The organism is uncultured Roseibium sp., from assembly GCF_947494555.1.
Lineage (GTDB): Bacteria > Pseudomonadota > Alphaproteobacteria > Rhizobiales > Stappiaceae > Roseibium.
On the sequence record NZ_CANLVF010000005.1, the window covers coordinates 193,487 to 215,305 of the forward strand.

Annotated in this window: 17 protein-coding genes; 4 read left to right on the forward strand and 13 right to left on the reverse strand. The window is 56.4% G+C overall.

The features are described from left to right. Nucleotides 1-114 precede the first annotated feature (114 nt). Both Q0915_RS23325 and Q0915_RS23330 read right to left on the reverse strand, forming a co-directional pair. Nucleotides 115-1,164 carry an AbrB family transcriptional regulator gene (locus Q0915_RS23325; RefSeq protein ID WP_299479640.1) on the reverse strand — a complete coding sequence of 350 codons (1,050 nt, stop codon included), beginning with the start codon at nucleotides 1,162-1,164 and terminating at the stop codon, nucleotides 115-117. Nucleotides 1,165-1,258: 94 nt separating this feature from the next. Next, nucleotides 1,259-1,990, reverse strand: a complete 732-nt coding sequence (locus tag Q0915_RS23330; protein ID WP_299479643.1) for a glutathione S-transferase family protein — start codon at nucleotides 1,988-1,990, stop codon at nucleotides 1,259-1,261. Between the two features lie 76 nt (nucleotides 1,991-2,066). On the opposite strand from Q0915_RS23330, the gene hemN reads away from it, so the two are divergent. Then, a complete protein-coding gene (gene hemN / locus Q0915_RS23335; protein ID WP_299480591.1) occupies nucleotides 2,067-3,443 on the forward strand; it encodes an oxygen-independent coproporphyrinogen III oxidase in 1,377 nt (458 codons plus the stop codon). A 17-nt stretch (nucleotides 3,444-3,460) separates the two neighbouring features. Here the strand turns inward: hemN and Q0915_RS23340 are convergent, their stop codons facing one another. The 3 genes from Q0915_RS23340 to Q0915_RS23350 all read right to left on the reverse strand — a co-directional run bounded on the left by Q0915_RS23340 (nucleotide 3,461) and on the right by Q0915_RS23350 (nucleotide 6,090). Further along, complete coding sequence (locus Q0915_RS23340) at nucleotides 3,461-4,057, reverse strand: hypothetical protein (protein WP_299479646.1); 597 nt, start codon at nucleotides 4,055-4,057, stop codon at nucleotides 3,461-3,463. A gap of 207 nt (nucleotides 4,058-4,264) precedes the next feature. Further along, nucleotides 4,265-4,978, reverse strand: a complete 714-nt coding sequence (locus tag Q0915_RS23345) for a helix-turn-helix domain-containing protein (RefSeq protein ID WP_299479649.1) — start codon at nucleotides 4,976-4,978, stop codon at nucleotides 4,265-4,267. A 371-nt stretch (nucleotides 4,979-5,349) separates the two neighbouring features. Then, nucleotides 5,350-6,090 carry an SDR family oxidoreductase gene (locus Q0915_RS23350; protein ID WP_299479652.1) on the reverse strand — a complete coding sequence of 247 codons (741 nt, stop codon included), beginning with the start codon at nucleotides 6,088-6,090 and terminating at the stop codon, nucleotides 5,350-5,352. A 126-nt stretch (nucleotides 6,091-6,216) separates the two neighbouring features. On the opposite strand from Q0915_RS23350, the gene Q0915_RS23355 reads away from it, so the two are divergent. Further along, nucleotides 6,217-7,125, forward strand: a complete 909-nt coding sequence (locus tag Q0915_RS23355; protein WP_299480595.1) for a LysR family transcriptional regulator — start codon at nucleotides 6,217-6,219, stop codon at nucleotides 7,123-7,125. 218 nt (nucleotides 7,126-7,343) lie between these two features. Here Q0915_RS23355 and Q0915_RS23360 read toward each other — a convergent pair whose 3' ends face one another. From Q0915_RS23360 to Q0915_RS23375, 4 genes are all read right to left on the reverse strand, one after another. Beyond that, nucleotides 7,344-7,685, reverse strand: coding sequence for a response regulator (locus Q0915_RS23360; RefSeq protein WP_299479655.1), 342 nt, complete (start codon nucleotides 7,683-7,685; stop codon nucleotides 7,344-7,346). A gap of 139 nt (nucleotides 7,686-7,824) precedes the next feature. Continuing rightward, entirely contained in the window at nucleotides 7,825-8,436 is a 612-nt protein-coding gene (locus Q0915_RS23365; RefSeq protein ID WP_299479658.1) for a response regulator, read from the reverse strand. 38 nt (nucleotides 8,437-8,474) lie between these two features. After that, nucleotides 8,475-9,638, reverse strand: a complete 1,164-nt coding sequence (locus tag Q0915_RS23370; protein ID WP_299479660.1) for a PAS domain S-box protein — start codon at nucleotides 9,636-9,638, stop codon at nucleotides 8,475-8,477. Between the two features lie 74 nt (nucleotides 9,639-9,712). Then, on the reverse strand, nucleotides 9,713-10,885 hold the full coding sequence (locus tag Q0915_RS23375) for a pyridoxal phosphate-dependent aminotransferase (RefSeq protein ID WP_299479663.1): 1,173 nt from the start codon (nucleotides 10,883-10,885) through the stop codon (nucleotides 9,713-9,715). A 245-nt stretch (nucleotides 10,886-11,130) separates the two neighbouring features. On the opposite strand from Q0915_RS23375, the gene Q0915_RS23380 reads away from it, so the two are divergent. Further along, nucleotides 11,131-14,652 (forward strand): PAS domain-containing hybrid sensor histidine kinase/response regulator, encoded by a 3,522-nt coding sequence (locus Q0915_RS23380; RefSeq protein ID WP_299479666.1) that lies wholly within the window; start codon nucleotides 11,131-11,133, stop codon nucleotides 14,650-14,652. Between the two features lie 4 nt (nucleotides 14,653-14,656). Here Q0915_RS23380 and Q0915_RS23385 read toward each other — a convergent pair whose 3' ends face one another. Together Q0915_RS23385 and Q0915_RS23390 are read right to left on the reverse strand one after the other, a co-directional pair. Further along, nucleotides 14,657-17,083 carry a bifunctional diguanylate cyclase/phosphodiesterase gene (locus Q0915_RS23385; protein ID WP_299479668.1) on the reverse strand — a complete coding sequence of 809 codons (2,427 nt, stop codon included), beginning with the start codon at nucleotides 17,081-17,083 and terminating at the stop codon, nucleotides 14,657-14,659. Between the two features lie 336 nt (nucleotides 17,084-17,419). Next, complete coding sequence (locus tag Q0915_RS23390; protein WP_299479670.1) at nucleotides 17,420-18,100, reverse strand: response regulator transcription factor; 681 nt, start codon at nucleotides 18,098-18,100, stop codon at nucleotides 17,420-17,422. A gap of 467 nt (nucleotides 18,101-18,567) precedes the next feature. Here Q0915_RS23390 and Q0915_RS23395 point away from each other — a divergent pair, with 467 nt between their 5' ends. Continuing rightward, nucleotides 18,568-19,437 (forward strand): thioesterase family protein, encoded by an 870-nt coding sequence (locus Q0915_RS23395; protein ID WP_299479673.1) that lies wholly within the window; start codon nucleotides 18,568-18,570, stop codon nucleotides 19,435-19,437. A gap of 58 nt (nucleotides 19,438-19,495) precedes the next feature. Here Q0915_RS23395 and Q0915_RS23400 read toward each other — a convergent pair whose 3' ends face one another. Further along, a complete protein-coding gene (locus tag Q0915_RS23400) occupies nucleotides 19,496-20,029 on the reverse strand; it encodes a hypothetical protein (protein ID WP_299479676.1) in 534 nt (177 codons plus the stop codon). 124 nt (nucleotides 20,030-20,153) lie between these two features. Beyond that, nucleotides 20,154-21,818: a cisplatin damage response ATP-dependent DNA ligase gene (locus tag Q0915_RS23405; protein ID WP_299479679.1), complete on the reverse strand. Its 1,665-nt coding sequence runs from the start codon at nucleotides 21,816-21,818 to the stop codon at nucleotides 20,154-20,156. Between the last annotated feature and the right edge of the window lies 1 nt (nucleotide 21,819).

Genomic DNA, 21,819 nt, shown 5'->3' on the forward strand with positions numbered 1-21,819 from the left:
AGGGCGTCCTGTTTTTTTGCCGGGTGCGCCCGACAATCAGATACGGTCCCCGCTACACTTCAAAGACGATCCCGCAAGAACCCTATCCGGGAGACACCGGTTGATCCGGTGTTTTCACGATTTCGGCCGCCCGAGTACCAACCCCGTGATCAGCGGCAGCAACAGTATCATGCCGGTGAAGCGCGCAATCTGGTGTGCTGCGACAAAGGCCGGGTCCAGATCGAGAATGAACGCCAGAAGCGTCATGACCTCAAGTCCACCAGGCGCATAAGCCAATAAAGCCTGACCAAATGGAATATCAACCAGGGATGAAATCAGCAGGGCCCCGAGAATAGACATCATGAATGCTGCGCTGAACGCCGCGATTGAGGCACCTAAAACAGAGACGAATTGCCTGAAAGTCATAGCGCCGAAGCGGCAGCCGATCATCGCGCCCATCAGGACGAAACACGGCAGAACAAGATAAAAGGGCAGCACGAGTGTCCAGGCGCCCGAGGCATTCAGTCCGGCGCTCATGAAAAACGCGCCTGTCATCAGGCCGCCCGGCACGTTCAGCTTATGTGCCACGAGGCTTGCAAGCAGGCAAAGTGGCAATCCAATAATGATCTCAAACCAGCTGGATGCCTCGATCACCCCCCCTTCCCCGTCGACGGTGCCGCTTGTCGATACGACGGCAAAAGGCAGGATGGCGACCAGAACGAACAATCTCAGCGACTGGCTCGATGCGATCCGGGGAAGATCGGCGCCACGGTCCGTCGCAAGCGCGATCACATAGGACAGCGCCCCTGGTATTGCGCCGAAAAAAGCCGTTTCCCGCGACCATTTGGCTCCGAAATGCAGCACCAGATAGCCTGCCAGCGTAACGCAAACGACCACCACGAGCAGAAGCGCCATCGACACTGGCCACTCCGCGATCCGCTCGACGACATCGGGACTAACACCGGCACCCATGGACACGCCGATGACGACAAACAGTGCATCGCGCAGCGGATCCGGCATGACTGTCGGAACGCCCGCAAGCGTTGCCGCGGCGACAAAGACCATTGCGCCTGACAGCCAGGCGGCGGGAAGGCCCGCGAAATAGAACAGGCTACCTCCGAAAGCTGCAATCAGGATTGTCAGCGACAGGTGTGCGGCGGTTTTGGTCAATTGATCAGAGGTCATCGGGGTCTGGCAGATTGGGAGGTCTTCTGTCTCCGTGACTAATATAGTTGATTATGGTCGTCATGGTTGATTGCATAGATCAATATAAAAGACCTCAAAACTCCTGTGCCAGGGAAACCTGCACCGGCCGTGTAAAGGGAGCTCCTTCGATCCTTTCAAGTTCACAGGCTTTTTGTATCGCGGGCCGGCTTTCCAGCCTTTGAAGCAACTGCATCAGACACGGATAGTCCTCGAGAGGCCATCTTCCTGCTGTACCATAAATCTGTGCCCATCTTGCGCAGGCTGCGGCGTAAAAATCGAGGCAGGTCAGCTGGCTTCCGAGCAGGAAAGGGCCTTCCGAGACAGCAAGCTCTTGTTCCAAAAGTTGAAAACTATGCGAGATGCGCTTCTTGAGACCCTCTGAAAAAGCGGCCGAATCCCGGTCCCCTGACAGATATCTGTGCGGCTTGAAGGAGATACGCAGGTCAGAGTGAAGCGTGTTGGAGAGGAAAAACAACCATTTCAGGAAGCGTCCACGGCCGCTGGCACTGGTTGAGGGGGCGAATGATTGATGCCGTTCGGACAAAAGCAGCAGGATGGCCCCGGTTTCAAATACGGGCGCATCCTGTCCCGGACATTCAAGAACCGGAATCAGGCCCTGCGGATTAAGGCGCCGATAGGCATCCGTTTTTTGAGCCGATGTCCTTCGATCTACCGGGATGACGTCATATGCTGCGCCCAGTTCCTCGAGCAACATGCGCACGACGAGATTGGCATTGTCCGGCGCACCGTGGAGGCGATAGTGCTGCGGTCCCTCCTCAAGCTTATTTTTTTCAGTTTCGCTCACATTTTTCTCCACTCATCCATTCGCTGACTTGAGCGATATCAAGGTTCGAGACGGCGTTTTTCTGAAATATGCCGCCATGACAAACGATCCGCTCTCCTATGCGCTGCGCAGCGTGCCGCGCTATACCAGCTACCCGACAGCGCCACACTTCCATAGCGGCGTAAGCGCCGAAACCTATAGAGATTGGTTACGCGCCATCACGCCCATGGACAGCCTTTCGCTTTATCTGCATGTGCCCTTTTGCCGGGAGCTCTGTCATTATTGCGGCTGCCACACCAAGGCCACGCGCCAGGATGCGCCACTGAAGACCTATGCGGCGACACTCGAACAGGAAATCGGGTTGGTCGGCGAACACCTTAAGAATGCGGGGCCGGTTCGCCATATTCATTGGGGCGGCGGCACGCCAAGTCTCCTTCCAAGGCAAAGTTTCGCCGATCTGACCGGACTTATGCGCGTTCTGTTTGAGTTCTCACCGGATCTGGAACACGCTATCGAACTCGATCCGAGGCTCGTGAGCGAGGAGCTTGGAGAAACTCTCGCCCTCGTCGGCGTCAATCGAGCGAGCCTTGGCGTTCAGGACTTCGACCTCAATGTGCAAAGGGCAATCGGACGCGTTCAGCCCTATGAGGTCGTTGCAAGGGCAACACGCATCCTGCGTGCAAACGGGCTGAATGCGCTCAATTTCGACCTCATGTACGGACTGCCCGGACAGTCACGCGAGACTATTCTTGATACAGTTGCCAAGACGCTGGAACTTGCACCCAGCCGCATTGCCCTTTTCGGATATGCACATGTTCCCTGGATGCGCAAACACCAGAGGCTTATCGATGAAACAGCCTTGCCCTCAGCTGCCGAACGGCTTGAGCTAGCCGATCTTGCGCGCGCCGAACTGTTGAAGGCCGGCTATGTCGCGGTCGGTCTCGACCATTTTGCGCATGCTGACGACAGCATGGCGCGCGCGCTTGCCGACGGCTCGCTGAAACGGAACTTTCAGGGTTACACGACTGACCAGGGCGAACAGCTGATCGGCTTTGGAGTATCTTCGATCGGCAAATTGTCGAATGGATACATCCAGAACCTACCGGACGTTGGCAATTGGCGACGCAATATTCTCGCCGGAGAGCTTCCGGTGTCGAAAGGACTGGCGCTCACCGCAGACGACAGGTTGCGCGGCCGGATCATCGAAGAACTCATGACAGACTACACCTGCGATCTCACGCCGCTCTGCAAAGGCTTTGGCCTGTCCGTCAACGATATCAGCGACGCATTCAGTGCCTTGGAGGATTTGGCGGCGAATGGGCTGGTGACACTCGAGTTCGGCGACAATGACAATATGCGGGTTTCAGTCACCGAAAGCGGACGGCCATATGTGCGCCTTGCGGCGGCAGCGTTTGACAGCTATCTCGCCGAAAGTCAGGCCACCGGCAAGGCAAGGCATTCGGCGGCGGTTTAGGCGAGAAAGGCCTGCATTCAGCCAGCGCGCGCACCGCTTACGGTGACTTCGACCAAGAGCAGAACGGAGGCGATCATCCGATAAGCCGATTGCATCGGGGCGGGTTCACTGAGTTCGAGCACCCAGTCACGGTCTTTGAACAAACCTGTCAGCTTCTGGAGCCTGGTTTTGGGCTCCTCTTCTCCTGGCCTCAGGGCACGCCTGATGACTCCAACGCCTTCACCGTTGACAACAAGGGCGTAGCTGTCCGGCCAGCTGCCCATCGCGGTCTCAAATGTTTTTTCCGACCACTTACGCGGGTCGACTACGCGAAACAGCTCATTTTGCGTGGTGTCTCGCGCAAGCCAGGCATCGGTTCCCTTTAAGGTGATTTCCCCCGCTTCACCTGCATCCTGCGAGGTGAGATGCCAACGTGTGTTGAGAATCTTTCTTTCCGGCGTCAGCGTGCGGCAGATCCCGTCATTGACGTTGAAAATGTCGATTGGCTTAGCGATCGTTCTTTTGGTGAGATCGCATCTGACGAATTGCTCCTCGTTGGCAAGCACGTTGTATTGCTTGTCTGCGTTGCCATCGGGATTCGAAGATTTCACAAAGCGAAGAGAATCTATCTGCATCACGGACCGTCCGATCTACAAGGAAACCTGGCGGATTTATGCAGTTTCAACTCTTAATAAATGAACGCATCCGGGCTTAATGGCGATCCAAATGCACCTAGAACGGCAAACATGCCTAAAAAACACTTGCCAACCGGAAATTAACCGTTCGGCCAAACAGGCGTAAGGCCGAGCGCAGCCCGGCCTTACGAAAACTATCTGGTTCGATCAGTGAATACCGGTCATCTGACACAAGCTGCAAACCTTGTTCAGATGGATCTTGTCTGCCTTGTCGACGCGAATGACGCCGCGGCGTTTCAAATCGGAAACAACCCTGCTGACGGTTTCGATCGTCAGCCCAAGGTAGTCGGCTATTTCCTGGCGTGTCATGTGAAGCTGAAGGTCAAAGCTGTCGTCTTCATCGTCGCTTGGGCCGACACAGCCCGGTCCACCGCGATCAGGGACCAGATGCATCAGAAAGCTTGCGACACGTTCGACAGCAGATTTACGGCCCAGAAGAACGGCGTGCTCATGAAGAACCTGCATCTGGTTGGTCAGACACTTTGCCAGCGTTCTTTGCAATTCGTCGGACCGCTCGACATGCCTGAGGTCTATTTCCTGCACAAGCGATTGCGTCAGCGTCTCCGCCGTGCAGTCGTTTTCCTCGCCGTTCGAAAGACCGAATATATCGCCCGGACGCAGAACCTCGACAACCTGGCGGCGGCCGTCGGGCAGGAGCTTGTAGAGCATGATTGAACCGCGCACGAGCTCATAGAGCCGCTTGGCGGGATCGCCTTCGTAGTAGACGACGGCATGCGTTTCATACTCGGTGGTCTTGCCGCCAAAGTTGGAAAATTCTGCCTTGGCCGGCTCGCAAAGCGCTACACGGTCCGACCGTGTGCCTGCACCGTGACCTGAGTAACCTGCATCAAGATATGCCATTATTCCCTCCTTCGCGCAGACCTGCGCGGCTTAAGCCCGCACCGACACTTCCTGGATCCATTGACCTGCCGACTGACAGGAAGACGTAGTGTCCAGAAAAGTCCCGTGCCGCCAAAACGCCCCGTCCGACGTTTTCGCAACCCGCAACACTCACTCTAAAGAACGGAATCCATTGAAGGAATTCGGTCGACTGCGTAAGAGGAATTACATATGGGCGGAAAGGACGCAGGTGGTTCGTACGCGCGGTCTGTGTTCAACAGCGAGTTGCCCCGCTGCTGGAACTTGGGATGAAGACGACCAAATCCTTTTGCGCCTCTGGAAAGAGGACCGTCCCGCTCATCTGGCTTTCTCGCAATCCCTCAACATACCGCTCAGATGATCCCCCCATTTGCACGCAGTATCTGCCCGTTGATCCAGCCACCGTCCGGCCCTGCAAGAAATGCGACTGTGGCGGCGATATCGTCCGGTTGTCCCAGCCTTTCGAGCGGGGCCATTCCCGCCAGGTGATCAACAACCTCCTGAGGTTTTCCATCGAGAAAGAGGTCGGTCGCAGTGGGGCCGGGTGCAACGCAGTTCACTGTGATCTTTCGACCGCGCAGCTCTTTTGCCATGACGCGTGTCAGCGCCTCGACCCCGGCTTTTGTTGCGGCGTAGGCCCCATAGGTGGGTTGCGAAAGTCCGACAACACTCGATGACAGATTGATGATCCGCCCTCCGTCGCTCAACCGCCTGGCGGCCTCCCGAAGTGTGTTGAATGTTCCCTTGAGGTTGGTCAGAACCTGAACGTCAAAGAGTTCGTCTTCGCTTTCCGCGATCGCAGCGAGTCGCATGATACCCGCGTTGTTGACCAGTATATCAATGCCGCCAAAGGCTGCTGCTGCACTGTCAAACAACCGTGCCACAGACGCCGGGTCTCCGACATCCGCCCTTGCGGTAGTCGCGCGTCCTCCGGCCCCCTCGATCCTGCGTGCCAATGCTTCCGCCGGCGCCTCGTTGGATGCGTAGTTGATCACCACATTACACCCGTCTGCGGCAATGCGTTCGGCTATAGCAGCGCCAATACCCCTCGACGCTCCGGTGATAATCGCGGTCTTGTTTCTGTCGATACCCATTTTGCATCTCCTTTTGCTGTCGCGCCGTACAGAGCGACTGGAGTGTTATCTGGCATCTTTTTATTTCTGAATAATCGGGCTAAAATTGACAATATAATTCCAAAAAAACGAACAATATGGATAGTTATGGATAGACTGGACGCGATGCGATTGTTCACACGAATTGTCGAACGTCGAAGCTTCACTGCCGCCGCTCACGACAGTGACGTCCCGCGCTCAACTGTCACGCAGGTCATCAAAAAAATGGAAACCAGACTGGGCGTGCAGCTTCTTCAGCGCTCAACTCGAACAGTACGCCCTACCCTGGATGGCGAAGCCTACTACAAACGCTGTCTTGCGATCCTTGACGACATTGATGATGCGGAAGGTGCGTTCAGAGGATCCACTCCAAAAGGATTGCTGCGCGTCGAGGTGCAAGGAACCTTGGCTCGATACTTCCTGACGCCGGGTTTGCCAGACTTCTTCGAACGATATCCAGGCATTGAGATTTCAATGACCGAGCATGACGAGTGGGTTGATCTGGTACATGAAGGTGTCGATTGCGCGCTCAGATGGGGCGACCTGCCCGATAGCAGCTTGATTGCCAAGCGCTTGGGTTTGCTGGAGCGGGTTACTTGTGCATCACCAGCCTATTTTGATCGGTTTGGTTTTCCCGAAACAACCGAGGCATTGCAAGGACATCGGCATGTGGGACGGCGTTTGCCGAGCACCGGAAGCGTCAGACCTTTGATGTTCGAAATCTGCGGCGAAACTCACAATATTTCTTTGCCGACAATTTTGTCGGTCACCGGTTCAGAGAGTTACCGGGAGGCAGCGCGGCTCGGATTGGGACTGGCGCAGATGCCACGCTTTCACGTGGAAGACGATCTGAAAAATGGGCGGTTGGTGTCCGTTCTCGAAAGCACCCCTCCGCCAGGTGTCCCCGTTTCTGTGGTTTATCCGCAAAGCAGGCAGCTTTCCCCGCGGGTCCGGGTCTTTGTTGACTGGCTGTCGCAACGTTTCATCAAAGGGTTCGCCCGTGCCGCACCTGATTGAGATCAATGTGCGTAGGTGTGAGATGTTCGTACCCCGGCTTACGTATCAGCTTGGAAATCGACATTCATCACTGGAGCAGCATCCGGCACCATGAACGCGAAACAGAGAGTTTCCGCGTCACCGCATGTTTTTGGCAGGCTACGACAAAAGTGGGTGAGGCAGTTGGCGTTCAACATTGTCCAACTGTGGACCACTCAGAAAGGCGTCCGACCGCGTTGTCAGGCCATTGCGGCTGTCAGCATGTCGACGGAAAGAGGTTTGCGCAAGATGGTGAGGTCCGGCAGTTCCTTCACGCTCTGGAGGATCTTGATACGTGATTTGCCGGAGATCGCGATAATCTTTGGCGGTACAGCCAAGCGTTTCAGGTCCCTGACGATTTCCGCGCCGCTGATGCCCGGCAAACCCAGATCAACAATTACCCAATCGTTGTCAGACACGTGTGCCTGAGCCATGAACGTTTCCCCATCCAGGTAAATCCGTATCGAATGATCCAGGTGTTCGAGCGCCAGTGCCAGCGCATCTGCAACAGCTTCGTCATCCTCGATGATATGAACGACCACTCACTACTATCCCGGGTTCCGGCGTCATCGCCCAGATACCCGCCAAGCATACGCTACAAAAGCTGCGGCGAATGTACGCAGAAATACGTCACTCTTGATCCCGGCAGGAAGAGTTGGGAAATCTGCCGAAAGGGAGTTCTTATTCCGCCAGGGGATGCCCCAGGACGATCCTGACAAGATCGGCGGCATTTCGTGCCCCAAGCTTTTCCATGATACGTGCACGGTGGACCTCGACGGTCCTGGGACTGATGCCAAGGGTGCGACCGGCTTCCTTGTTAGACGCTCCGTCGGTGATTTCCTTCAGGACTTCCACCTCCCTGCGCGTCAGCAGTTCGGCCCCCTGAAACGTCTGGCTTGTGTCGGCTTCCTGCCGCTTGTTCATTGCCGCGATTGCTTCCTTCACCCTTTCCAGGACGGTTTCGGCCGAGAACGGTTTTTCAATGAAGTCATGGGCGCCGTTCCGGATGGCCTCGACCGCCATAGGAATGTCGCCCTGGCCGGAAATGATGAAGATCGGAGCCGGGTAATGTTCGGCATTCAGAGCTTTGAGAATTTCGATCCCTGACCGGCCGGGCATATGCACGTCCAGCATGACGCATGCCGGGGCTGACTTGCTTGCGGACTGTATGAAGGTGTCGCCGTCCGAAAAGGTCTCCACGACATAACCTTCCATATTGAACAGAACAGACAGCGCATCCCGCACCGCAGGGTCATCATCAACGATATATACGGCCTCTGCGTCAGCTTCCATTATCTTTCAGTCCCCATACCTTGTTCGCATTGTCTGCTTTACAGATCGTCATCCGATCTTTCTTCCCTTGGATGAACCGGCAAGGTCAACAAAAACGACGCGCCGGCGCCATCAGACGCTGTTTCCAGCCTCAAATCGCCACCATGGTTCTGTGCGATCGAACGCGAGATAGCCAATCCGAGACCGACGCCTTTGTGCTTTATGCCGGTAAAGGCGCGAAACAGTCCTTCGATAAGCTCTGCGGGCACGCCAGGTCCGTTGTCGGTTACCCGGAACTCGAGCAGATCCTCCTTGAGGCGAACGTTCAAGGCGACTTTTTTCTCGGCTTGATCCGCGACGGCCTCGCGTGCATTTCTCAGGAGATTGATCAGAATCTGGCGAATTTGAACCGGATCCGCCTGAAGCGGGGGCAAGCCCTCTTCAACACTCGCGGACAAGTAGGCTTGCGGCTCGCCACTGCCGAGCTCCGCCATCTCGAGGCAGGATCTTACAAGCTCCGGCACATCCAAAGTCTGCCTTTCAGGCGCTTTCTTTTCCACAAGTTGGCGCATGCGCTGGATGATCTCGCCCGCGCGCTCGGCCTCGCGAACCGCTTTTTCGATCACTGAGAGTATCAGCGGATCCATTGACTCGTCGGACTTTGCCTTGCGCGAGACCGATTGCAGGTAAAGAAGGACCGCTGTCAGAGGCTGGTTGAGCTCGTGTGCGATCGCTGCACCCATCTCGTCAAGCGCACTCAAACGCGTCATGTGCAGCAACTGCGCCTGTGTCTTGGCCAGCCTGTCTTCAATCTGCTTACGTGACCGCAAGTCTCGCAAGATGCCTATGAACTGACGACCGTCCGGGGTGTTCGCCTCGCCTACGGACAATTCGATCGGGAAGACAGTTCCGTCCTTGTGCTGAGCCTGAACTTCCCGGCCAATGCCGATGATTTTCTTGTGGCCGGTATCGATGTAGTTCTGGACATAGTGATCGTGAGACCGGGCATAAGACTCCGGCATGATCCTGTTTACGTTGCGCCCGAGCAAATCAGCTGCTTCATATCCAAAAAGGTGTTCGCAGGCTTTGTTGTAGGCAAGGACAAGTCCGCGTTCGTTGATGACGATAATACCGTCGACGGCCGTGTTGAACACACTTGCCAGTCTCGCCTCAGAAACTGCTGCGGCGTCCGTTTCACGATCTATCACACCCTCGTCTGCCATTCCGGCACCCAACTGGAAATCACGTCCATTCAGGTTTAAGGGGTTTCACTTAGTCCAGCAACCCGTCAAGAGTCTTAAATCGCTGGTAGCCAAGCGTTAATTCGCCGGATGGCCTCTTCCAAGTCGTCCGGTCGGCGCGCATAACAAAGCCGAGCGAATGTCTCGCCACCGGGCCCAAATGCCGTCCCCGGCGCAAGGCCGACGCCGGTTTCACGCACAAGATCAAGTGCGAACGCGCGCATGTCGGTGATGCCTTCGAGCTTGAAGAAAAGATAAAAGGCCCCCTCCGGCGGAGCGACCGAAATGCGTCCGGTTTCCTGAAACCCTTGAAGAACAACTTCCCTGCCTCTTCGCGCGCGCTCGATCTGGCTTTCGAGAAATTCCCGCCCCTCCGTGAGCGCCGCAACCGCGCCCCACTGCAAAAAGGCGGGCACCCCGGATGTGGAATATTGTATAAGATTTTCAAAGACCTGCCCCATGACCGGAGGCGCAGACACCCAACCGACCCGCCAACCGGTCATTGCCCAGTTCTTCGAAAATGAATTGACGAAAATGATCCGGTCGCCGTCTTCGGCAATGTCGTAAAACGACGGCGAGCGCCTGCCGTTTCCATAGTAGTAAAGCGTGTAGATCTCATCGGCGATGATCCACAAATCATGTTTGCGCGCGAGCTCCAGAAAGGCCTTTAAAAGATCCTCGGTCGCGACCCATCCCGTCGGATTGCTGGGCGTATTCAGGAAGAGTGCTGCCGTATCCGGCGTAATTGCCTTTTCTATATCCTCCAAGGCAAGTGACCAGCCGCCGTTTGATTCGCGCATTGGCACCGGAACGGTTTTTGCGCCGTGGATCTCCACCGATGCGGCTATGTTCGGCCACGAGGGTGACGGCACGATCACCTCCTTGCCGGGGTCGACGATCGCCTGGACGGTCAACTGGATGGCCTGCATGCCCGATCCCGTCACGTAGAACCTTTCAGGCGCAAATGGTCTGCCGTAGAGGTCCTGATGATATGCAGCGAGCGCCTCGCGCAACTCCGGTATGCCGCGCTGGTAGGTATAAAAGGTCTCGCCCCGGTCAAGCGACTCCTTGACTGCCCTGTTGATGAAGGAAGGCGTCGGCAGATCTCCCTCACCCACCCACAAGGGTATCAGGGCGTCGTGGTGGCGGCCGGCATTGGCGACTTCAACAATTCCACTTTCAGGCGCATTGCGAGCCCCGGTGCTCAATCGCGCAATCAGATCGGACAACTCGCATCACTCCTCAGATATGGTCGGCGCACCATAACCTGATAGCAGCCCAATGTTTCATGAAACGATGTGAACAAGACTTCACGATCGTTGATCGGTTCCAACCTATTGCAAACCGTTTCATAATTGTCTCGTCCGCCTTGGTCGCAAGGTGAATAGACAGAACGGTTCCGCTATGGTCCGATCTGAAAAAAGCAGCGGAACAGGTTTCTGCAACAACCGGTCGGGAGGACGGTCGACGCAAGATGCTGCACGGATGGCTCGTGATACTGGTCGCAACGGCCTATATCCTGCTTCTGTTTGCGATTGCCAGCTACGGCGACCGCTTGTCCAACCGTTCGTCTTCGCGCGCGGGCGGCCGTCCGTTTATCTATGCACTGTCGCTATCCGTCTATTGCACGTCCTGGACATTCTTCGGTTCGGTCGGCAACGCCACCCGGAACGGTGCGGAATTCCTGACCATCTATATCGGGCCGCTGCTGGTATTCGCACTTGGATACCCGCTTTTGCGCCGGATAATTCAGATCTCGAAAGCCGAAAGCATCACCTCGATTGCGGACTTCATTGGTGCGCGATACGGAAAGAGCCAATCGGTTGCCGCACTGGCGACCCTGATCGCCGTCATCGGAGTGATCCCCTATATTGCCCTGCAGCTTAAGGCCGTCTCCTTTTCAGTGACCACAATGGTCGGACCGCTGATTTCTCCCGGTTTCAGCTTTGCACCGTTCTTTAACGACATCACGCTTCTCATCGCGCTCGGCATGGCTATCTTTAGCTGGGCGTTCGGTACCCGTCACATTGATGCTACCGAACACCAGGAAGGCCTCATGCTGGCGATCGCGACCGAAGCGATCGTAAAGCTGTTTGCTTTTCTTGCCGTGGGCGTCTGGGTCACCTACTGGCTGTTCGACGGGCCGTTCGATCTGGTGCGCGCCATCTCGGAGGCGCCGGAAGTCGCCGAGGTGTTCGAGCAACCCATCAATGTAAGCAACTGGTTGATCCTTTCAGTCCTGTCCGGGTTTGCTGTCCTGATGCTGCCGCGCCAGTTTCACGTCACGGTGACTGAAAACAATTCCGACGCCGAACTCAGATGCGCAACCTGGCTGTTCCCGCTTTACCTCGTTCTGATCAACCTCTTCGTCATCCCGATCGCGGCGGCCGGCATGCTGCGTTTCGGCCAGGATATCAACGCGGATACCTATGTTCTGGCACTGCCGATCGATGCCGGCCAGGATTGGCTCGCGATGTTTGTCTTCATCGGCGGATTGTCTGCGGCAACCGCGATGGTCATTGTTGCAACGGTCGCGCTCGCGATCATGATTTCGAACGACATCGTCGTTCCGCTCCTGCTTCGCCGCCACAGTGAAGATGATCTGATCAATGCCAGCGGGCGCGACATGAGCCGCCAGTTGCTGACGATCCGGCGTCTGGCGATCTTCGCTATCCTGCTTCTGGCCTACGCCTATTATAAGGCTGCCGGAGATACAGCGGCCCTTGTTTCCATCGGGCTCTTGTCGTTTGCGGCCATTGCACAGTTTGCGCCTGCCTTCATCGGTGCCCTGGTCTGGCGGCGGGCAACATCTCTTGGCGCGCTCGCCGGGCTCAGCAGCGGGTTTCTTCTTTGGGGCTACACTCTGCTTTTGCCGACCTTCGCCCAGTCGGGTCTCATATCTGCCGGTTTCCTCGAGACCGGTCCTTTTGGAATCGGCATCCTCAATCCGCAATCCCTGTTCGGGATCGATATCGATCCGTTTATTCACGGCACGCTCTGGAGCCTGTTGGTCAATATCCTGCTCTTTGTGGGCGTTTCTTTTGCGCGCAAGCCGCTGCCGGCCGAGACGCTTCAGGCCAATGTATTTGTCCCGGCCGAATTCACGCCGACACCAAGCCTGCGTTACTGGCGAACTTCCGTCACCGCGAGCGACCTTCAGTCCACCGTCGCACGTTATCTCGGTGAAGAACGCACAGAGCGATCGTTTCACCGGTTCGCGACCGAGCGCGGCATCCCACTCGATCCGAACACGCTTGCAGACGCCAATCTTCTCCGGTTTTCCGAACAGCTTCTGGCGAGTGCGATCGGCGCGGCATCGTCGCGCCTTGTGTTGACCTTGATGCTGAAGCGTCACGATCCCTCGACAAAAGGCGCCGTGAAGCTTCTGGACGACGCGTCAATCGCCATCCAGTACAACCGCGACCTTCTGCAAACCGCCCTCAACCAGGTCCGCCAAGGTATCGGCGTGTTCGACCGGGACCTGCGACTGATCTGTTGGAACCGGCAATTCCGGGACCTGCTCGGTCTGCCGGCCGAGTACGGACAGGTCGGAACCACACTCGACGCAATCCTGCGGTACAACGTCGAGCGCGGTGAGCATGGTCCGGGGCCAGTTGAAACACTTGTTGCCGACCGCATTGAAAAACTGGTTCTGGTTCAGGAGACGTTCCAGGAGCGGTTGGAATCCAGCAGCACGGTTTTCGAAGTCAGGGTCAGCCCGATGCCCGACGGTGGGATCGTGACGACATATACCGACATTACCGAACGCGTCATGGCAGAAGAAGCGCTCGCACGCGCCAATGAGACCTTGGAGCGGCGCGTCAGGGAACGAACCGAAGAACTCACCCACGTCAATGAGCGTCTTGTTGAGGCGACCCGGGAAGCCGAGGAAGCAAATATCGGCAAGACTCGGTTCCTTGCAGCAGCAGGACACGACATATTGCAACCGCTAAACGCCGCGCGCCTATATGCGTCTGTCCTCGTCGACAAGCTCAAGGCAGGCGATGATGGCGAACTTGTGCGCAACGTTGAATCGGCGCTTGAATCCGTTGAGGATATTCTTGGTGCGGTGCTTGATATTTCAAGGCTCGACACAGGCGCTCTCAAGCCCGAACCGACCGTTTTCCGCCTCGACGAGATCCTCCGTGGGCTGGCCCTCGATTTCCAGCCGGTGGCCCAGGAGAAAGGGCTTGAACTGCGCATCGTACCAACTTCGGTTTCCATTCGAACCGACCGGAGGCTGCTCAGGCGCCTGCTGCAGAATCTCGTGTCCAACGCCCTGAAATACACCCAGGAAGGTAAGGTTCTCGTGGGATGCCGCCGGCGCGGCAACCGTGTGATCGTGGAAATTCACGACACGGGCATGGGGATCCCGAAAAGCAAGCAGAAGGCAATCTTCCATGAGTTCCACAGACTGGACGACGGCATGCGTGTCGCCAAGGGGCTTGGATTGGGGCTTTCAATTGTCGAGCGGATAAGCCACGTCCTGAACCACCCCGTAGCTCTCAGATCCGAAGCGGACAAGGGGTCATGCTTTTCGGTCGAACTGCCGCGCTCGGCGGCCGTACCTGATATTGCACCGGCAAAGCACCCACCCGCCTCGCTTGGCACTCTGGACGGCCTGTGCGTCGTTGCGATCGACAATGAGCCGGACATATTGAGCGGGATGCACCACCTCCTATCAAGCTGGAACTGCACCGTCGTCACAGCTACTGACGATCAGGAAGCGGCCGCGGGCCTGAACAAGGCGGGAGTGGTGCCGGATATCATTCTTGCCGATTACCATCTCGATTCGGGCACCGGCATCGACGCGATCGTGAAGCTGAGATGGAAATTCGGCGCTCATATTCCTGCCATCCTGATCACCGCCGACCGCAGCAGGCCGGTTCGCGCAGAGGCCAGCGAGAAGGACATTGCCTTCTTCAACAAGCCGGTCAAACCGGCCGCCTTGCGGGCCCAGCTCGCACGCTGTCATGCGGGACAAGCGGCCGAATAAGGTGTCAGGTGCCGGATTTCAGATTTGACGCCACACTGGTGCCCGGTTCTTCAATCTGCGCTGCTTCTGCTTCGCTGTCGTTCCAGGCGTCGATCTTGACCTGGGTTATCTTCATCGGGTTTGCGTGCGGCTTGCCGAAGAAATAGCCCTGCAGTGTGTCACACCCCAGCGTGCGCAGCGCATCCACCTGGAACCGACGCTCAACGCCTTCCGCCGTGACCTCCAGGCCAAGATTATGCGCCAGCGCTATAACCGCGGAGATAATCGCCAATCCATCGCTGCGTTCGCCAATCTCGTCAACAAACGACTTGTCGATCTTGATCTTGTCGAACTTGTATTTGCGCAGATAGGAGAGCGAAGAATATCCTGTTCCGAAATCGTCCAGAGAAATCTTGATCCCGAGGTTGCGAAGTTTTTGCAGCTTATCCGATGCCGATCCGAAATCGCGAAGGAAGACGGATTCGGTGATCTCCAGGACAAGCCTCTCCGGCGGGAAACCGGTTTCATCGAGAACCGAAGTAATCTGGCCGACAAAATTGGGGTCCATGAATTGCACCGGCGACAGATTGACCGCGACGCTTTCAAGGTCCGGGCACTGGGCTGCCGCGGCACAGGCTTTTCGCAGAACCCAGTTGCCGAGCGGAAGGATCAGGCCGGCATGTTCTGCGATCGGGAGGAACGTATCCGGGGTCACTTCGCCGCGAGTCGGATGGAACCATCTCACAAGGACTTCGCTTGAGACGACCTGGCCCGAGCGTGCGTCGATGATCGGCTGGAACTCGACACTGAGCTTGCCGTACTCAAAGGCCTCACGCAGATCTGCCTCGAGTTCGCGGCGCTCACGCACCTCGCGTTCCATTTCGCTTTCAAACGCCAGTGCCCGGCCACGGCCGCTTTCTTTGGCCTTGTAGAGCGCGATGTCGGCCTTGCGCATCAGGTCATCGACAGTGTCGCCGTTATCCCGCAACCGGGTAAAGCCGACTGTCGAACCGATGGCAAAATCGCGGCTGCCGATCCGGAAAGGCTTTCGTGTGACGTTTACCAGCTCTTCCGCGAAAGCGCTCGCAGCCTGGTCGCTTACGAACCGGCCGAGCGCCGCGAATTCATCTCCGCCGAACCGGGCCAAGGACGTTCTGCCTTCGCTGATGTCGGTGAACCTGGCGGCCACCTGCTTGAGTAGGTCGTCGCCGGCCGGGTGACCGCTGGTGTCGTTCACAACCTTGAAATTATCAAGGTCGATCAGGAAGAGCGTCAGTGTGTTCTGCCCGGTTTTCGTCTGTTCTTCGAGCAGGGTTTCAGCCTGTTTCAGGAACCAGCTGCGGTTCCCGATCCCGGTGAGCGAGTCGTGCTCGGCCAAATGCGAAGCAAGTTCACTGGCCCTGCGGGCCTCGGTCACGTCAGATGCAACACCGCGATATCCGGTGAACGAACCGTGGTCGTCGTAGACCGGCCTTGCCGCCAGTGACCACCAGCGGTCTTCGCCGTTGACCGTCAATCCAATCACAAGCTCACGGAAGGATTTTTGAATGCCAACCGTCTTTTCCAGATTGGCAACGCTTGCCCGCGCTTCATCATTGTCCAGCGTATAGGCCAGGTCGACCATACGCATGGCTTCCAGCTCTGAACGGCCAAGCCCGCTCGCGTGACAAAAGCGGTCTGAGACATTGCGAAAGTTTCCGCTGCTGTCGGCTTCCCAGATCCAATCACTTGACGTTTCTTCAAACTCGTTCAACAGCAACGCAATGACGTCGCCATGCTTTTCAAGCTCTGCTTCCGCCAGAAAATGCGACGCAAAGAGCCAGCCGGCGGCGGTGGTGCTACCGATCACCACAAAGGCGTAGCTTGTGAGCAGGAACAAGAGAGGCCACATCATGACCCCCTGCTCGATGACCAGCGCGGCAACGGATGCACAGTAGAGGATCGCAACCCAGCGGAATGCAGCCTGCGGGACCGTGGCGAGTGCGAAGCCGCCGCCGCAGATCATGCCGGTTGTGACACAAGAGGCTATCCAGATTCCATTGATGTTTCCGCTGGCAAACGCGGCGACGGGTACCACAGCCCAAAGGGCACTCAGCAGCGTCGCATGGCGCAAGGCTGCGGAAAGCGCGCGCTGAGAGGCAAGTTCAACCGGCGAGCGTTTCGACAAGAACCACTTGATCGTCGTGAGCGCCATCAGGCTCATAACGAGGGCTACCCAGACGAAAACGTAAGTGATGGGAAAAACCTGAGCCAGAATAGGCGTGACAACAACGACGTTGACGATATTGGCGAGCACCGTAAGCGGTGTAAGACGAGCGATGCTGGCGATCTGCGCTGCGCGTACCCTGCAAGCGAGATATTGATCGACAACGGGATGGCCGAAGGCAAGAAGCAGAGCACGTTCCGGACTGGAATCCATTTGCCCGTCCGCCTTGACCGCGGCGAACTTCATTCGCGCTCCCGGTGAAACAAGCGCCGCAAAGATCGTTTTAAGGATCAATTTCCAATTGGCGCCGGGCCGCATCTCAACTCCGCATCTGATACTCGTTACTGTGTGCGTCACAGTTCGGTCAGACAAATAGCTACATGCATTCCCTGAAATTCCGGTAAAGAGCTCCGGCCGATTTTCGGAAATTTCTGAATCTTTTAAAGAATTTAGCCCTAACGAGCGTTTACGTTAACAAAACGGTTCACACATCTGGAAGCAGACAGCGCGCCTTACGAGGGGCCCGCGCATACTCCAGATCCTCAGCACTTTTGCGGATTGCCGCCCCCTGCGATTACGCAGCTATGCGCCTGCTGCCTCCTGCGCTTCGCCACCGATTTGCCACTGGCCAGCTTCGATTTTCGATGCTGCGATGACGGCCTGGGTCCGACTTTCGACACCCAGTTTTTGCAGAATTGCGGAAACGTGCGCCTTAACCGTTGCCTCGGAGACCGACAATTCATAGGCAATCTGTTTGTTCAACAGTCCTTCAGACAGCATCATGAGAACGCGAACCTGCTGGGGTGTCAGCGTTGACAGTCGCTGGACAAGATCGTCGCTGCCATCATCCGCTTTCAGATCCACATCCGGCGGCGTCCAGACATTGCCGGACATGACTTCGGAAATCGCCTGGCGGATCACTTCGATACCGTGCGATTTCGGAATGAAGCCTGATGCCCCGAATTCCATTGCCCGGCGAATTGCCTGAGGTTCCTCGTTTGCCGATACCACGACGACCGGGACACCGGCATATTGCGCACGCAGATACATGAGACCTGAGAAACCGCGCATTCCCGGCATCGTCAGATCAAGCAGGATAAGATCCGCATCACCGTCTTCTTCGAGGCGTACTGTCACGTCCTCGAGTGCACCAGCCTCCTCTATGGACGCATTCGGGTATTGGGTTTCGAGCGTCTGGCGCAATGCTCCTCGAAAGAGCGGGTGATCATCTGCAATAATAAACCGGTACGAAGTGGACGACACGTTGTTTTTCCTCCCTCAACGGTCTTACCTCCGCTTTACCGGTTTTTTTTGCCGAGCGCTCCGTTACCAAGGTGCGCTGCCAGGCAATTTTGTTGGCTTCAGTTCCAGTAAAGCAGCCTTGTTGAAGTATGTTTGCATCACGAGTTGCGCGCAAGTCAAACAATGGTTTTGGTCGAAATAAGCACTTGTTGGTCACCGGACTTTCGGTCGAAGCCTAGATTTTCAACTCAGAGAATCGGTATCGGTAAATATAAAACCTTTATAGACTATACCTAATTTAGCACAACCATGAGTTTCATCAAAAGTTCCGCAGTAGCAAACCGAATCTCGAAAATAATTCTCATCATATTATGGATACTTTTTCCACAGACTACATTTCTTATTGATAATTTCTCGAAAGAAGGCGACTAATGAACTTGCGACCGTTCGCGAACATTTAGTAAATCTCAAACACATGAAATTTTAGAATGACAATTCAAGCCACACTTTTTTCATTTGTAAATCGCTGGGAATGCGACGAGAACGATCACCTGAATGTCCAGTTCTATTTCAGCCGTTTCGAAGAGGCCGACCGGCAGTTTCGTCTGATGTGCGGGCTGAGTGAAACGCTTGTCGGGGCAAGACGTGTCCGGCATGTGCGGTACCACAAGGAGCTGCGGACCGGTGATTTGATTACGATCCATTCCAGTGTCGCCTTTGACGGGCCGCATATGTTGACCGTTGTCCATGAAATGCGCGATGGCAGCACAGGAGCCCTTGCTGCCACAGCCCTGGATGGCTACGAGCCAAGCCCGAATTCAGCCAAGTCCCTGCGGCAGCGGTTCAAAGACTACCAGACGCCAATGATCGCAGAGGCAGCGCCGCGCGGCGTTCAGTCCGGCCCTTCGGGAATCCGTACGTCGTTGCAAGGTCTCTTGAACCAGGGTTCCGAAGTCTGTTTCAGAGGTACCGTCATGCCCCGGGACGTTGGTCCGGATGGCAAAGCGGACGATCAGTATGCGCTGGCCTGCTGCACGGATGGTGTTGCGCATGTCTGGCAACGCACGCCGATGAACTACGCCTATCTCCTGGAGCATGGGTTTGGGCGCGTTGCGGTGGAGATGAAGTTGACCTGGTCAACACCGCTCAAATCGGGAGATGCGGTGGTTGTTGCAACAGGCTTCACACACGTTGGTAAGAGCACTTTCAACATGCGCCATCATATTTTCGAAAGCAGGACGGCAAGACTGGCGGCAACACTGGATGTCGTTGCCCTGACGATGGACTTGTCGTCACGCAGTTCCGTCGACCTGCCGGAAGAAGCGCACGGTGCGATTTCAAAGATGTTGATCGACTAAAGCCAGCAATGTGCCGACACCGCGCACATAGCGCTGTGTTGAGAGACGTCGGAAAGCGCTAGTTCCCGTCGCCTTCGAAGTCACGCTGCAATTCGCGAACCATGCCGAAAAAGCGACGCATCGCGCTTTCAGTGAATGTGAGCATGCGTTCCAGCTCCTCGTCTTCCTCTGTCCATTTCGAGGTTTGATCTCCACCGCCACTGCCTTCGCCCGGCTGCTTCAAGACCGAGCCAGGTGATTTTGGTCTTTTTTCACCCTCAGTGCTCTCGAACTGCTCAAGTTCCGCCGTCAGACGGTCAACTTCCGCGGCGAGCTCGTTTATCTCGGCGAGATAAGCTTCTTCCGCAAGCGGAACAGGATTGCATCGCCAGGACGCGTTTTGCTCAAGACAGATCGCAATGGTGCCGTTCTGCCTGTCGACCCTGAGAATGTCGCCATCGGCTTCCACCAGCGAATAGCGATTCGGCTGGCCCTCCGTCACTGCGTCAGCATCTTCCGACGAGATTTCAGACTGTGCCTGTACGGCGGCTGCAGACATTGCAACGGTTGCCGCACCAACAAAAAGGAAGAAGCAAAACTTGCGCATCGGCATCGACTATCTCCGCATATCAAATGCCGTCGTGGATTGGCATCCGGCATAAATTGAAACACTGAGTTGCCACAAATCCATGGCCAAAGCACGACAAACACAGATTTCCGCAATCAGCGTTGTGACGTCATTGAGCAGCGCGGTCCTTTGAAGGCAGCAGCGCCTCGAGAACTTCGATGCGGTCAGCTTCCCCTGTAGGCTTGTCCCAGCGCAGCCTTGAAATCCGGGGAAAACGCATGGCGACCCCTGACTTATGACGTGTCGAACGGTTCAGGCCTTCAAAGGCGACCTCCAGAACCAACCCCTCCTCCATGCCATGCTTGACCTCCCTCACGGGTCCAAACCTGTTGATGGTGTTGTTGCGAACGAATTTGTCGATCTGGCGTAGTTCCTCATCGGTGAAACCGAAATATGCCTTGCCAACCGGCACAAGCTCTTCTCCCGCCTCCCCGGTTCGCCAAACGCCGAATGTATAGTCGGAATAATAGGACGACCTTTTGCCGTGCCCGCGCTGGGCGTACATGAGCACTGCGTCGATCAAAAACGGTTCCCGTTTCCACTTGAACCACAAGCCTCTCGGACGTCCGCTCACATAGGCCGCATCGCGTCGCTTCAGCATCAGACCTTCTACGGCTTCGGCGTCGGCCGTATTTAGAAGCGCTTGAGGCTCGGCGCGCGCTGCAGCGATTTGGTCCCAGTCCTCGGCTTGCAGCATCGGGGAAAGGTCGATTGACGGTATCGCCAGCGACGTCACCAGTGCCTCCAGCATCTTGCGTCGCTCCATGAACGGCAACTCACGCAAGTCTTCACCGTCCAAATGAAGCAAGTCGTATGCTCTGATTGCCGCCGGATAGTCCCGGATGAGTTTTGGGCCGGCCGTCTTGCGATTGAGGCGTTTTTGCAAATCGGAAAACGGTCTGACCCTGCCCTTAGAAACAATCAGAAGTTCCCCGTCTATACAGGCATCGAACTCCAGCAGGTCGACGATGTCGGGAAATGCCCTGGAAATGTCTTCTCCCGTGCGACTGTAGAGACGCCGGACGATTTCGCCATCGGATGCAAATCCCGACGCAGCCTGCACGCGGATCCCGTCCCATTTCCATTCAATTGCAAAGTCTTTCGCCTCGAGCTGGGCCATGTCGCGTTCTTCGTCCAGCGGGTGCGCCAGCATGACGGGCCGGAAGGGCGCTGGATCCGTGTTGTCCGGGCGCTCCCCTTTGCCCTCTGCCCACGCAAACAACGCCTGGTAGGGCGGTTCAAGGCCGTGCCAGACTTCCTCGACCTGAGCAACATCAAGCTCGCCCAGCCGAGCAACCGATGTTTTTGCGAGCCGCGCCGAAACGCCGACACGCAAACCTCCTGTAACCAGCTTCAAGAGAGCCCAGCGACCGGTCTCGTCGAGATGGTCCAGCCACGCCGTCAGCAGTCTCGGGACATCGGTTCTTCCAGCAACTTGCAGTTTGGCGACAACGTCTGTCAATGTCGGAGCTTCAATCCGTTCGTCTTCGCCCCGACCGTCGGCCTCCGGCCACATAAGGGCGATTGTCTCAGACAGATCACCGACAAAATCGTAGGAGAGCGCGAACAGCTGGGGGTCCGTCCGCTCGCTGATTAATGAGCGCAGGAGAGCCGGTTTTGCGTTCTTGAAACTCAGTCCGCCGGTGAGCGCCGCCAATGTGTAGCCGCGTTCGGGATCTGCTGTATCCTGAAAATAACGGACCAGCAAAGCTTCCTTGGCAAGACGCCGCGGTTCGAGGGAAAGCCTGTCGAGAAGTTGGGAAAACGCACGCATG